Source organism: Chryseobacterium sp. MMS23-Vi53, from assembly GCF_047651245.1.
Taxonomy (GTDB): Bacteria; Bacteroidota; Bacteroidia; order Flavobacteriales; family Weeksellaceae; genus Chryseobacterium.
On the sequence record NZ_CP180265.1, the window covers coordinates 3,080,905 to 3,093,356 of the forward strand.

Annotated in this window: 20 protein-coding genes; 19 read left to right on the plus strand and 1 reads right to left on the minus strand. The window is 35.0% G+C overall.

From position 1 onward, the window contains the following. Positions 1–11 precede the first annotated feature (11 nt). From rplE to rplQ, 16 genes are all read left to right on the plus strand, one after another. Positions 12–563 carry a 50S ribosomal protein L5 gene (gene rplE, locus ACKX2A_RS13755; RefSeq protein WP_267405768.1) on the plus strand — a complete coding sequence of 184 codons (552 nt, stop codon included), beginning with the start codon at positions 12–14 and terminating at the stop codon, positions 561–563. A 3-nt stretch (positions 564–566) separates the two neighbouring features. Next, positions 567–836, plus strand: a complete 270-nt coding sequence (rpsN, locus tag ACKX2A_RS13760) for a 30S ribosomal protein S14 (protein WP_029297771.1) — start codon at positions 567–569, stop codon at positions 834–836. Between the two features lie 147 nt (positions 837–983). Then, entirely contained in the window at positions 984–1,382 is a 399-nt protein-coding gene (gene rpsH / locus ACKX2A_RS13765; RefSeq protein ID WP_039364085.1) for a 30S ribosomal protein S8, read from the plus strand. Between the two features lie 17 nt (positions 1,383–1,399). Further along, complete coding sequence (gene rplF, locus ACKX2A_RS13770; RefSeq protein ID WP_072953565.1) at positions 1,400–1,945, plus strand: 50S ribosomal protein L6; 546 nt, start codon at positions 1,400–1,402, stop codon at positions 1,943–1,945. Positions 1,946–1,960: 15 nt separating this feature from the next. Beyond that, a complete protein-coding gene (rplR, locus tag ACKX2A_RS13775; RefSeq protein ID WP_415325332.1) occupies positions 1,961–2,314 on the plus strand; it encodes a 50S ribosomal protein L18 in 354 nt (117 codons plus the stop codon). A 19-nt stretch (positions 2,315–2,333) separates the two neighbouring features. Then, a complete protein-coding gene (rpsE, locus tag ACKX2A_RS13780; RefSeq protein WP_047401284.1) occupies positions 2,334–2,855 on the plus strand; it encodes a 30S ribosomal protein S5 in 522 nt (173 codons plus the stop codon). 11 nt (positions 2,856–2,866) lie between these two features. Then, a complete protein-coding gene (gene rpmD, locus ACKX2A_RS13785; RefSeq protein WP_007839493.1) occupies positions 2,867–3,043 on the plus strand; it encodes a 50S ribosomal protein L30 in 177 nt (58 codons plus the stop codon). A gap of 19 nt (positions 3,044–3,062) precedes the next feature. Next, on the plus strand, positions 3,063–3,512 hold the full coding sequence (gene rplO, locus ACKX2A_RS13790) for a 50S ribosomal protein L15 (RefSeq protein WP_415325333.1): 450 nt from the start codon (positions 3,063–3,065) through the stop codon (positions 3,510–3,512). Between the two features lie 9 nt (positions 3,513–3,521). After that, the gene (gene secY, locus ACKX2A_RS13795; RefSeq protein WP_415325334.1) at positions 3,522–4,901 is read left to right on the plus strand and encodes a preprotein translocase subunit SecY; all 1,380 of its coding nucleotides are present in this window, start codon (positions 3,522–3,524) and stop codon (positions 4,899–4,901) included. 3 nt (positions 4,902–4,904) lie between these two features. Next, complete coding sequence (infA, locus tag ACKX2A_RS13800; RefSeq protein WP_027381317.1) at positions 4,905–5,120, plus strand: translation initiation factor IF-1; 216 nt, start codon at positions 4,905–4,907, stop codon at positions 5,118–5,120. Between the two features lie 63 nt (positions 5,121–5,183). After that, positions 5,184–5,300, plus strand: a complete 117-nt coding sequence (gene rpmJ / locus ACKX2A_RS13805) for a 50S ribosomal protein L36 (protein ID WP_007839480.1) — start codon at positions 5,184–5,186, stop codon at positions 5,298–5,300. A gap of 7 nt (positions 5,301–5,307) precedes the next feature. Then, the gene (gene rpsM, locus ACKX2A_RS13810; RefSeq protein ID WP_002983260.1) at positions 5,308–5,685 is read left to right on the plus strand and encodes a 30S ribosomal protein S13; all 378 of its coding nucleotides are present in this window, start codon (positions 5,308–5,310) and stop codon (positions 5,683–5,685) included. A gap of 12 nt (positions 5,686–5,697) precedes the next feature. Next, positions 5,698–6,087: a 30S ribosomal protein S11 gene (gene rpsK, locus ACKX2A_RS13815; RefSeq protein WP_034694697.1), complete on the plus strand. Its 390-nt coding sequence runs from the start codon at positions 5,698–5,700 to the stop codon at positions 6,085–6,087. A gap of 19 nt (positions 6,088–6,106) precedes the next feature. Next, positions 6,107–6,715 (plus strand): 30S ribosomal protein S4, encoded by a 609-nt coding sequence (gene rpsD, locus ACKX2A_RS13820; protein ID WP_345204212.1) that lies wholly within the window; start codon positions 6,107–6,109, stop codon positions 6,713–6,715. A 33-nt stretch (positions 6,716–6,748) separates the two neighbouring features. Next, positions 6,749–7,744, plus strand: a complete 996-nt coding sequence (locus tag ACKX2A_RS13825) for a DNA-directed RNA polymerase subunit alpha (protein WP_415325335.1) — start codon at positions 6,749–6,751, stop codon at positions 7,742–7,744. A gap of 6 nt (positions 7,745–7,750) precedes the next feature. Beyond that, the gene (rplQ, locus tag ACKX2A_RS13830; RefSeq protein ID WP_415325336.1) at positions 7,751–8,272 is read left to right on the plus strand and encodes a 50S ribosomal protein L17; all 522 of its coding nucleotides are present in this window, start codon (positions 7,751–7,753) and stop codon (positions 8,270–8,272) included. Between the two features lie 52 nt (positions 8,273–8,324). Here rplQ and ACKX2A_RS13835 read toward each other — a convergent pair whose 3' ends face one another. Next, the gene (locus tag ACKX2A_RS13835; RefSeq protein WP_415325337.1) at positions 8,325–8,762 is read right to left on the minus strand and encodes a hypothetical protein; all 438 of its coding nucleotides are present in this window, start codon (positions 8,760–8,762) and stop codon (positions 8,325–8,327) included. Between the two features lie 68 nt (positions 8,763–8,830). Between ACKX2A_RS13835 and ACKX2A_RS13840 the strand changes: the two genes are divergently transcribed. From ACKX2A_RS13840 to ACKX2A_RS13850, 3 genes are all read left to right on the plus strand, one after another. After that, positions 8,831–10,690: a beta-galactosidase gene (locus ACKX2A_RS13840; RefSeq protein WP_415325338.1), complete on the plus strand. Its 1,860-nt coding sequence runs from the start codon at positions 8,831–8,833 to the stop codon at positions 10,688–10,690. 217 nt (positions 10,691–10,907) lie between these two features. After that, positions 10,908–11,540: a response regulator gene (locus ACKX2A_RS13845; protein WP_415325339.1), complete on the plus strand. Its 633-nt coding sequence runs from the start codon at positions 10,908–10,910 to the stop codon at positions 11,538–11,540. 6 nt (positions 11,541–11,546) lie between these two features. Further along, positions 11,547–12,257 carry a hypothetical protein gene (locus ACKX2A_RS13850; RefSeq protein WP_415325340.1) on the plus strand — a complete coding sequence of 237 codons (711 nt, stop codon included), beginning with the start codon at positions 11,547–11,549 and terminating at the stop codon, positions 12,255–12,257. Positions 12,258–12,452: the final 195 nt, after the last annotated feature.

Genomic DNA, 12,452 nt, shown 5'->3' on the forward strand with positions numbered 1-12,452 from the left:
TTAAATAACACATGGAATATATAGCAAGACCCAAAAAAGCATATAAAGAAACGATTGTTCCAGCAATGATGGAAGAATTCGGATACAAATCAGTAATGCAGGTACCGAAACTTGAGAAAATTATTTTATCTCAAGGTTTAGGAGACGCTACTGCTGATAAAAAAATCATCGATTATGCTGTTGAAGAATTAACGAATATCACTGGTCAGAAGGCTGTAGGTACTATCTCTAAGAAAGACGAAGCTGCTTTCAAATTGAGAAAAGGTATGCCTGTAGGTGCTAGAGTTACTCTTAGAGCTGATAAAATGTATGAGTTCTTAGATAGATTAACTGCTTCTGCATTGCCCCGTATCAGAGATTTTTCTGGTATTAAAGCTGACGGATTCGATGGTAGAGGTAACTATAACTTAGGGATCACTGAGCAAATCATCTTCCCTGAGATCGTAATCGACAAAGTGAAAAAAATCCAAGGGATGGACATCACTTTCGTTACTACTGCGAAAACAGATAAAGAAGCTAAAGCATTATTAACTCACTTCGGTTTACCATTTAAAAAGAACTAAGAAATGGCTAAAGAATCTATGAAAGCGCGTGAGCGCAAAAGAGAAGCACTAGTTGCTAAATACGCTGCTAAAAGACAAGCTCTTAAAGAAGCTGGTGATTACGAAGGTCTTCAAAAATTGCCTAAAAATGCTTCTCCTGTAAGATTGCACAACAGATGTAAACTAACAGGTAGACCAAGAGGATATATGAGAACGTTTGGTATTTCCAGAGTAACTTTCAGAGAAATGGCAAACAACGGTCTTATCCCGGGAGTTAAAAAAGCTAGTTGGTAATAATTACTAATTAAAAAATCGGGACAATTAAGTTGTTCAGATACTAAAGATAAAAATATCAGACCGAAGTTTTCTGAAGTCTGATATTTTATTCTTCAAGTCTTTACAAAACTGATTGTTCTTTAACCAATAATTTATAAAAGAAAAATGGTAACAGATCCAATTTCAGATTTCCTAACTAGAGTAAGGAACGCACAAAGCGCAGGCCACAAAGTGGTGGAAATTCCTGCATCGAAAATCAAAAAGGAGATTACTAAGATTTTATTTGATCAAGGGTATATCTTAAACTACAAGTTTGAAGATAGCGCTGTTCAGGGAACAATCAAAATCGCTTTAAAGTACGACAAGCAAACTAACAAACCGGCTATCAAGTCTATCCAAAGAGCTTCTAGACCAGGTTTGAGACAGTACAAAGGTTCAGCTGAGCTTCCAAGAGTACTAAACGGTTTGGGTATTTCTATCATCTCTACTTCTAAAGGAGTAATGACTGACAAGAAAGCTAGAGAAGAAAAAGTAGGCGGTGAAGTAATCTGCTATGTTTATTAATTTTTAATCACAGGAAAATGTCAAGAATTGGTAAAGCAATTATAACAATTCCAGCAGGAGTTACAATCACTGAAAACAACGGTGTTGTAACTGTAAAAGGACCTAAAGGAGAACTTTCTCAGGAACTTACAGCAGGAATTACTATAGAACAGAAAGATGGTGAACTGAACGTAAACAGACCATCTGATGCTAAACAACACAAAGCGCTTCACGGTTTATACAGAGCGTTGATCAACAACATGATTGTTGGTGTATCTCAAGGTTTCGAAAAGAAACTAGAATTAGTAGGGGTAGGATACAGAGCTTCTCACGCAGGTCAAAAACTTGAGTTAGCTTTAGGATTCTCTCACGGTATCGTACTAGAACTTCCAAACGAAGTGAAAGTTGATACATTGACTGAAAAAGGTAAAAACCCAATTATTACTTTAACGTCTCACGACAACCAACTTCTAGGGATGGTAGCTGCAAAGATCCGTTCTTTCAGAAAGCCTGAACCATACAAAGGAAAAGGTGTAAGATTCGTAGGAGAAATTGTTAGACGTAAAGCTGGTAAATCTGCTTAATAAATTATAAGTATTATGGCATTAAGTAAATTAGAAAAAAGAATAAGAATAAAAAGAAGAGTAAGAGGAAAAATCTCTGGATCTTCTGAATTGCCAAGATTATCTGTATACAAAAGTAATAAGGAAATTTACGCTCAGTTAATCGATGATATCAGTGGAAAAACTTTAGCTTCAGCTTCTTCTAGAGAGAAAGGTGTTGATGCAAATGGTACTAAAACTGAAGTTTCTGCTGCTGTAGGTAAAGCTATCGCTGCTAAAGCTATCGCTGCAGGAATCGAAAATATTGTATTTGATAGAAACGGATTCGTATATCACGGAAGAGTAAAAGCTCTAGCTGATGGTGCGAGAGAAGGTGGACTTAAATTCTAATCATTAAATTTCGGAAAATATGTTAGGACTAGATAATATAGAAAGAGTAAAACCGGGAGGATTAGAACTTAAAGATCGTCTCGTAGCTGTTAACAGAGTAACAAAAGTAACTAAAGGAGGTAGAGCTTTCGGATTCTCTGCTATCGTAGTTGTAGGTAACGAAGATGGAGTTATCGGTTACGGATTAGGAAAATCTAAAGAGGTTGCTTCTGCAATTGCTAAGGCAGTTGAAGACGCTAAGAAAAACCTTGTGAAAGTTCCTGTAATGAACCACACTATTCCTCACCAAACTACTGCTAGATACGGAGGTGCAGATATCTTCTTAAGACCTGCTTCTCATGGTACAGGACTTATCGCCGGAGGTGCGGTAAGAGCGGTACTTGAGTCTGCTGGTATTCATGATATCCTTTCAAAATCTAAAGGATCTTCTAACCCTCACAACGTGGTGAAAGCTACTTTCAAAGCGTTATTGGATATCAGAAGACCTGAAGAAATCGCTAGAATGAGAGGAGTTTCTCTAAGTAAAGTGTTTAACGGTTAATATATAAAACAATGGCAACAATCAAAGTAAAGCAAGTAAGAAGCGCTATTGGTAGAACAAAAACCCAAAAGAGAACGCTTGAAGCATTAGGATTTAAGAAACTTCACCAAGTTGTAGAACACGAAGCTACTCCTTCTATCTTAGGAATGATAGCTGCAGTTAGTCACTTACTTGAAGTTCAAAAATAATTTTTAAAATAATTTTAAAATGAATTTAAACAACATAAAGCCAGCTGCAGGATCTACTTTCAATTCAAAAAGAATTGGTAGAGGTCAGGGTACTGGAAAAGGAGGTACTGCTACTAAAGGTCACAAAGGACAAAAAGCAAGAGCTGGTTATTCTCAGAAAATCGGTTTCGAAGGAGGTCAGATGCCTTTACAAAGAAGATTACCGAAATTCGGATTCAAAAACGTAAACAGAAAAGAGTATATTGGTGTAAACCTTGATACAATCCAAACTTTAATTGAAAATAAATCTATCACTGGAGATATTACAAGAGAAGTAATGATTGAGAACGGTTTAATTACTAAAAACGAATTAGTGAAAGTTATGGGTAGAGGAGAATTGAAATCTGCGGTTTCTATCTCAGCTGACAAATTCACTAAATCTGCTGAAGAGCTTATCGCTAAAGCAGGTGGAAAAGCAATTACCTTATAATAATTACTAATGAAAGAATTTATACAAACCTTAAAAAATATTTGGAGTCTTAAAGAACTTAGAGATAAAATTCTCTTCACTTTAGGTATTATCCTTGTGTATAGATTCGCATCTTATATCTCTCTTCCGGCAATTAACCTTGCTGAAGTAGGAGATCTCTTAGAGCATTATAAAAGTCAAGGCGGAAACAAGCAAGGAGCAGGTCTTCTTGGCTTGCTTTCGTCATTTACAGGAGGGGCATTCAGCCATGCTTCTGTGATGGCGTTAGGAATCATGCCTTATATTTCTGCTTCTATTATTGTTCAGTTGATGGGAATGGCTATTCCTTATCTTCAGAAACTTCAGAAAGATGGAGAGTCAGGTAGAAATACATTGAACCAAATTACAAGATGGTTAACTATTGGAGTTTGTTTAGTACAGGCACCTTCTTATTTAACTTCTATTACTCAATTATTCTTACCATATGCTCAATTCTCTTCTGCATACTATGTAGAGCCAAATTCTATCATGTTCTGGTTGCCAAGTATTGTTATCTTGGTTGCTGGTTCAGTATTCGCAATGTGGTTGGGTGAGAAAATCACCGACAAAGGTATCGGGAACGGTATCTCTATCCTTATTATGGTAGGGATTCTTTCAAGATTACCAGAAGCATTCGTTCAGGAAATGGCCGTGCAGAACGGAAAAGGAGGGATGGGATCAATCATGATCCTTATTGAAGTAATTTTCTGGATGTTGGTTGTTCTTTTGGCAGTAGTGTTATCTGTTGCTGTAAGAAAAATTCCAATCCAGTATGTAAGCAGAGCTCAAGCAAGAGGAGGTGTAAACAGAAATCTTATGCAAGGAGCAAGACAGTGGATCCCACTAAAAGTAAATGCTGCTGGTGTAATGCCGATTATCTTTGCTCAGGCATTGATGTTCGTTCCAGGATTATTAACTAAAGTGGATGATACCAACACTTTTCTTGCAGGTTTCAAGAATGTTTTTAGCTGGCAGTACAATGTATTGTTCGCGCTATTAATTATTATCTTCTCGTTTTTCTATACTGCGATTACAATTCCGGTAAACCAAATGGCTGATGATTTAAAGAGAAATGGAGGTTTAGTACCAAAAGTAAGACCAGGAAAAGAGACGGCTGATTATTTAGATGATATTTTATCAAAAATTACCTTGCCAGGTGCAATTTTTTTATCTATCTTTGCAGTCCTTCCGGCAATTGTGCATGGAAGCTTTGTTCAGACAGATGCGTTCGCCTTATTTTTCGGGGGGACGTCTTTATTGATTATGGTTGGAGTAATTTTAGATACTGTTCAACAGATTAATACATATCTGCTGAACCATCATTATGATGGCTTAATGCAGTCTAAATTATCAAGAACGACTGGATATTAATTTATGGCAAAACAAAAACATATTGAACAAGACGGCGTTATAACGGAAGCACTTTCGAACGCTCAGTTCCGTGTAGAGCTAGAAAATGGGCATATTCTTATCGCTCATATTTCTGGTAAAATGCGAATGCATTATATTAAACTTTTACCTGGTGATAAGGTGAAACTAGAAATGTCTCCTTACGATTTATCAAAAGGGAGAATTACATTTAGATATTAAACAAACGCCAAATGGAGTCTGCGGATTTCCATTTGGCTATTGTTAAAAAATAAATACTATCAAATGAAAGTAAGAGCATCAATTAAAAAAAGAAGCGCTGATTGCAAAATCGTACGCAGAAAAGGTGTACTATTCGTAATCAACAAGAAGAACCCAAAATTTAAACAAAGACAAGGTTAATTAAATTATGGCGAGAATTGCAGGTATTGATTTACCAAAAAACAAAAGAGGAGTTATCGGTTTAACTTACATCTACGGAGTTGGAAGAAGTACTTCTTCTGAAATCCTTAAAGCTGCCGGTATCAGCGAAGACAAGAAAGTCAACGAATGGAATGACGATGAATTGGCTGCAATCAGAACTTATATCTCAGAAAACGTAAAAGTAGAAGGAGAGCTTAGATCTGAAGTGCAATTGAACATCAAGAGATTGATGGACATAGGATGCCAACGAGGAATACGTCACAGACTTGGATTACCTTTAAGAGGCCAGAGAACGAAAAACAACTCTAGAACCCGTAAAGGAAAGAGAAAAACTGTTGCTAACAAGAAAAAAGCTAGTAAATAATCGTTAGGAATTATGGCAAAACAAACTAAAGTAGTTAAGAAGAGAAAAGTAAAAGTTGAAGCTATTGGTGAAGCACATATTCAAGCTTCTTTCAATAACATCATCATTTCTTTAACAAATAAAAACGGAGAGGTTATCTCTTGGGCTTCTGCCGGTAAAATGGGATTCAGAGGTTCTAAAAAGAATACTCCATTTGCTGCTCAGATGGCAGCTGAAAATTGCTCTGCTGTAGCTCACGAAGCTGGTCTTAGAAGAGTAAAGGTGTTTGTGAAAGGTCCAGGTGCAGGTAGAGAATCTGCAATTAGATCTATCCACAATTCAGGAATTGAAGTTTCAGAAATCGTTGATGTGACTCCTATGCCACACAACGGATGTAGACCACCAAAAAGAAGAAGAGTTTAATTTTTAGAATTTACCCATTATGGCAAGATATATTGGACCTAAAACTAAGATTGCTAGAAAGTTTGGTGCTGCAATCTACGGAGATGACAAAAACTTCGAGAAAAGAAAAAACCAACCGCCAGGACAACACGGTCCTAACAAAAGAAGAGGTGCTAAAAAATCAGAATATGCAGTTCAGTTAGCTGAAAAACAAAAAGCTAAATATACTTACGGTATTTTAGAAAGACAGTTTGCTAACCTATTTGATAAAGCACACAGAAGTAAAGGTGTAACAGGGGAAGTTCTATTGCAACTTTGCGAATCTAGATTGGATAACGTAGTATACAGATTAGGTTTTGCTAAAACTAGATCTGCTGCTAGACAGTTAACTTCTCACAGACACATCACTGTGAATGGTGAGATCCTTAACATTCCATCTTATTTAGTGAAAGCAGGTGATGTAATCGCTGTAAGAGAAAAGTCTAAATCTCTTGAAGTTGTTACAAATGCATTAGCTTCTAAAGCTAATTATGAGTGGTTACAATTCAACGATGAGAAGAAAGAAGGTACTTTCATTTCTGCTCCTGAAAGAATCCAAATTCCGGAAGATATCAAGGAGAACCTTATCGTGGAACTTTACTCTAAATAATTTTTTAATCAAATTTTTGCTCAACCCAATAATATGGCAATTTTACAATTCATAAAACCCGATAAAGTAATTTTACTTAATTCTGATGAATTTAGAGGTTCGTTCGAATTCAGACCTCTAGAACCAGGTTTCGGGCTTACAATCGGTAATGCTTTGAGAAGAGTGTTGCTTTCTTCTCTGGAAGGATACGCTATTTCATCTATCAAAATAGAAGGTGTAGAGCACGAATTTTCAACTATTCCAGGAGTAATCGAAGATGTTACCGAAATTATTCTTAACCTTAAACAGGTAAGATTAAAAGCTACGGCAGAAAACCAGGCGAATGAGCAGGTTGTTGCTAAAGTTTCGGGTCAGACGATTATTACTGCTGGAGATTTAGGTAAATCAATGAACGGATTCGAGGTTCTAAACCCGGATTTAGTAATTTGTAACCTAAACAGTGATGTAACTTTCGAAATTACTTTCAACATAGAAAAAGGAAGAGGGTATGTGCCTTCTGAACAAAATAAGTCAAACAATGCACCTGTAGGTACTATTGCGATCGACTCTATTTTTACGCCAATTAAGAAAGTACAGTATAGTATTGAAAATTATCGTGTAGAGCAAAAAACAGACTACGAAAAACTTGTATTAGATATCGAGACTGATGGATCTATCAGCCCTCAAAATGCTTTAACAGAAGCTTCTAAGATATTAATTTATCACTTCATGTTGTTCTCTGATGAGAGAATCACTCTTGAAACTGAAGCTGTAAAAGCATCTATCCAATATGACGAGGAAACTCTTCATACAAGACAACTACTTAAGTCTAAATTAGCAGATATGGATCTTTCTGTAAGAGCCCTAAACTGTCTGAAAGCTGCTGAAGTAGAAACTCTTGGAGAATTGGTTTCTTACAGTAAGTCTGATTTGATGAAATTCAGAAATTTTGGTAAAAAATCTTTGACAGAACTAGAAGAATTAGTGCATTCAAAAGGTCTTAACTTCGGTTTCGACGTTGCAAAATATAAGTTAGACGCTGATAAATAATTAATAATGAGACACGGTAAAAAATTCAATCACTTAGGAAGAACAGCTTCTCACAGAAGTGCTATGCTTTCTAATATGGCTTGTTCTCTAATTGAGCATAAAAGAATCAACACTACTGTAGCTAAAGCTAAAGCTTTAAGAGTATATGTTGAGCCTCTATTAACAAAAGCAAAAGAAGATACTACACACAACAGAAGAATTGTTTTTTCATATCTTCAAAATAAAGAAGCAGTTGCTGAATTGTTCAGAACTGTAGCTCCTAAAATCGCTGAGAGAAACGGTGGTTATACAAGAATCATCAAGACAGGATTCAGACCAGGTGATGCTGCTGATACTGCTCTTATTGAGCTAGTAGACTTCAATGAGCTTTACAATCCTAATGCTGAAGAGAAAAAAGCTACAAGAAGAAGCAGAAGATCTACAACAGCTAAAACTGCTGTAGTTGCTGAAGCTCCTGTAGTAGAAGAAAAAGCTGCTGAGCCAACTGCTGAAGCTGCTGATTCTACAGAGGAAAAAACTGAAGAATAATATTCATCAGATATATAAAAAACCGTTCAGAAATGAACGGTTTTTTTATTTTCTAGATTTTCGTCTTTTTCAATTCGATGATATTGTTTCCCTGTTCTAAATGAAGACTGTCTCCTTTTACTCTTGCAGTCATATCGTCTTTTTTATAAATTGTTTCATCTCCTTTTGTTTCTGTTTTTGGCAGCGTAAAGGTTTTCTTATTACTTGTAATAGCAACCGTACTTTCCTTCGGATTTGTTTCGAAAATTACTTTTACTAAAGTTCCGTCCGTTGCTTTATAAACATAGCTGTCTTTTACTGTTTTTTGTCCGTTTACGATTTCTACAGAAGAACGAGTGCTCACTGAGTCAGGTTTTCCGTTATTATTTACAACGGATGTTTCAGAAGTTTCCATTTTTAGGACATCTTTATTACCGTTTTCAGTTGATTTTTTACAGCTAATTACTGATAATACAAGTACAGCATTAAGCACTAAGAGACTATTTTTCATGATTTTTTAAGTTTGATATTAAGCTTGATTTTTATTCTTTATTTTTACAAAAATCATGCCTCACAAATATGAAAAAATTTAGTAAATATTTCGATGTAATTGTTTTCTTTTTCTCCATTAATTTGATGTTTTCCCAAAAAGGAAATTTTGAAATTAAAAACGGACAATTTGTATTAAACGGAAAACCTTTTATCATTCATTCGGGTGAGCTTCATTATCCGCGAGTTCCGGTAGAATATTGGAAACATCGTCTTCAAATGATGAAAGCAATGGGTTTAAATACCGTCACAACATATGTTTTCTGGAATTATCACGAAGAATCTCCCGGAAAATGGAACTTTTCAGGTGAAAAAGATTTAAAAAAGTTTATTAAAACTGCTCAGGAAGTTGGTTTGTATGTAATCATTCGTCCGGGACCTTATGTTTGTGCGGAATGGGAATTTGGAGGATATCCGTGGTGGCTTCAAAAAGACAAAAACTTAGAAATCCGAACGGACAATAAAGCTTTTCTTCAACAATGCGAAAAATACATTACTGAATTATCGAAACAAATTGTTCCGTTGCAGATCAATAATGGAGGTCCTGTAATTATGGTTCAGGCAGAAAATGAATTTGGATCTTATGTTTCTCAGCGAAAAGATATTTCATTGGAACAACACCGAAAATACAGTCACAAAATCAAGGATATGTTGGTGAAATCTGGAATTACAGTTCCATTTTTTACCTCAGATGCAAGTTCTTTGTTTAAAGGCGGTTCAATTAAAGGAGCATTGCCAACAGCAAACGGCGAAGGTGATATTGATGTGTTGAAAAAAACTGTCAATGAATATAATGACGGAAAAGGACCTTACATGGTTGCCGAATATTATCCGGGTTGGCTGGATCATTGGGCGGAACCATTTCCCAAAGTTTCAACAGAAGATGTGGTAAAGCAAACCGAATTATATATAAAAAATGGAGTTTCATTTAATTATTACATGATTCACGGGGGAACGAATTTCGGTTTTACAAGTGGGGCGAACTATGATAAAGATCACGATATTCAGCCTGATCTCACAAGTTACGACTATGACGCGCCAATTTCAGAAGCGGGATGGGGAACTCCAAAGTATAATGCTTTAAGAGATGTTTTTCAGAAAATGAATTCTCAAAAGTTACAGGAGGTTCCACAACCGATGAGAGTCATTACAATTCCTGAAATAAAGTTTTCAAAAAATGCCAATTTGTTTGATTATATAAATATCCAAAAACCAATTGTAAACGATAAGCCATTAACATTTGAAGATTTAAATATAGGAAACGGGTATGTTTTATATAGAAGAAAATTTGATAAAAATCTAAAAGGAAAACTCGAAATAAAGGGCTTGAGAGATTATGCAAATATTTATATCAATGGAAACCGAATAGGTGAACTAAATCGATATTATAAAAAATATGACCTTGATTTGGACATTAAAGCGGGAGAAACTTTGGATATTCTTGTTGAAAATATGGGCAGAATCAATTATGGGGCTGAGATTGTGAATAACTTAAAAGGAATTATCAGTCCGATCAAAATTAATGGAACTGAAATTTCAGGAAACTGGAAAATGTATCCTTTGCCTTTCGATAAATTTCCAAAACACAATTATAAATTAAAAGATATCGCCGTTGGAACGCCGATGATAAGCGAAGGTGAATTTACTCTTAACGAAGTTGGAGATACTTTTCTTGATATGAGAAAATTCGGTAAAGGTGTTGTTTTTATTAATGGAAGAAATATCGGTAGATATTGGAGTAAAGTTGGCCCTCAGTTGACGTTGTATATTCCGGGAGTTTGGTTGAAGAAAGGAAAAAATACGATCCAGATTTTTGAACAAATTAATGACAATATCAATTTTAAAGTAAATAGTATTGATCATCCGATTTTAGATGAACTGGTAAAATGACCTTCATTAAGTCCTTGATTAAATTATCATTATTTTAATATTAAATAAAATTAATTGAAAAATATTCTAAATTAATTCAATTTTTAAACAAATAAATAGTTAAATTTAAGAAAAAGAAAAACTAAACGTAACCAAGGACTCAAAACTTTAAAATTACACAAACGTGTAATTGTTTCTGCTTTGTTTTCTGTAGAAATTTGTCTCAAACAAAAACAACATGAGCATTTCCATAGCCATAGTAGAAGACGAAAGAAACTACAACAATGCGTTGAAGAAAGTTATCGATTATCAGGGTGACATGAAAGTTGTCGCCCAATTTTTCGATGGAAACGATGCATTGAAAAATCTTTCTGATATTTCTCCTGATGTTGTAATGATGGACATCCAGCTGCAAGACATGCTCGGAATCGAGATCATCGAAAAACTTCGCAAGGAAATGCCGAAGACACAATTCATCATGTGTACGAGTTTCGAGGAAGACGACAAAATTTTCAATTCTTTAAAAGCTGGCGCAACCGGCTATCTCATCAAAGGCGAAAGTATGGATAAAATCCTTGCATCGATTCGTGATGTTTACAACGGTGGTGCACCGATGAGCTTTTCTATTGCCCGAAAAGTTCTGAATCATTTTGAAAGAAAAGTTTCTGACATAAAATCTTTCGAGGAGTTAACCGAGCGCGAAAAGGAAATTCTCGAACTTTTATCTCAAGGTCTTCTTTACAAAGAGATCGCCGATAAAAAATTCATCAGCATCGACACGGTAAAAAAACACGTCGGGAATATCTACAGAAAACTCCACGTCAATAATAAAGTGGAGGCTATTAATAAATTTAACCATTTTAAAAACTAAGAAACCATGAAGAATTTAGACCCAAACATGACCCATGCTGAAATAAAATTAAGCATGATTGAAGACATTTTACAGATGGACTTTAACAAAGCTGGTAAGAAAAATTTTAATGAAACATTTCATTTCTTTCTTGACTTGAATGATGAAATCGATCGCGTTACAGCAGTAACAGAAGTAAACAACCTAATTTTTTTCTCAGCATTAGGTATGCCTGAATCTTTTTTAATTGAAGATATAGAAACAACTTTTAAAGAAAATGTTTTTTGGAGCGACTATATTCATATTTATTTTATTAAAGATGAAGAGGAGATTACCCTTTTACTAAGGTTCAATATAGCAGCAGATAATAATGATGAAATGAATATTAAGTTTGAAACCAATGAGAGACTTTATATTCTGAAAAATCAAAAACTATCTAGAATTTCGGATACAAAAGCTAAAAGATATATCGAGGATTTTAAAGAGCTCTATGATAGCCGAAACTTTAATCCAGACCAATCTATGTATACACAGTATATAACATTTGATTATACAAAAGTTAGAAAGAACTTCAAGGAATTTCCAGCGATTACACAATTGCTAACCGCTGCAAAAAATGATCCTCTTAATGGATTGCTACGTTTGAATACTATTCTCCAAATAGATAGAACATATTGTAAAGACCCAAAGACTCCCGACAATGATGTTTTTTATAATATAGGTAATATGCAACCATAATGTACTCAGGTTTTCAAATAGCATATTTGATAGTTCTGCTTCTTGTTGCTTCCTTCTCTATTTTCTTAGGTTTAAAAAAAGGCGGGAGGCAACAGGAATTTTTGTGTTTTTACTTGGTAGCGACTTTTATACTTGAATTTCTGATGCTTATATTTCAAATATATTTTGGGAGTAGCGCTAAGTTTGGTTTTTTAT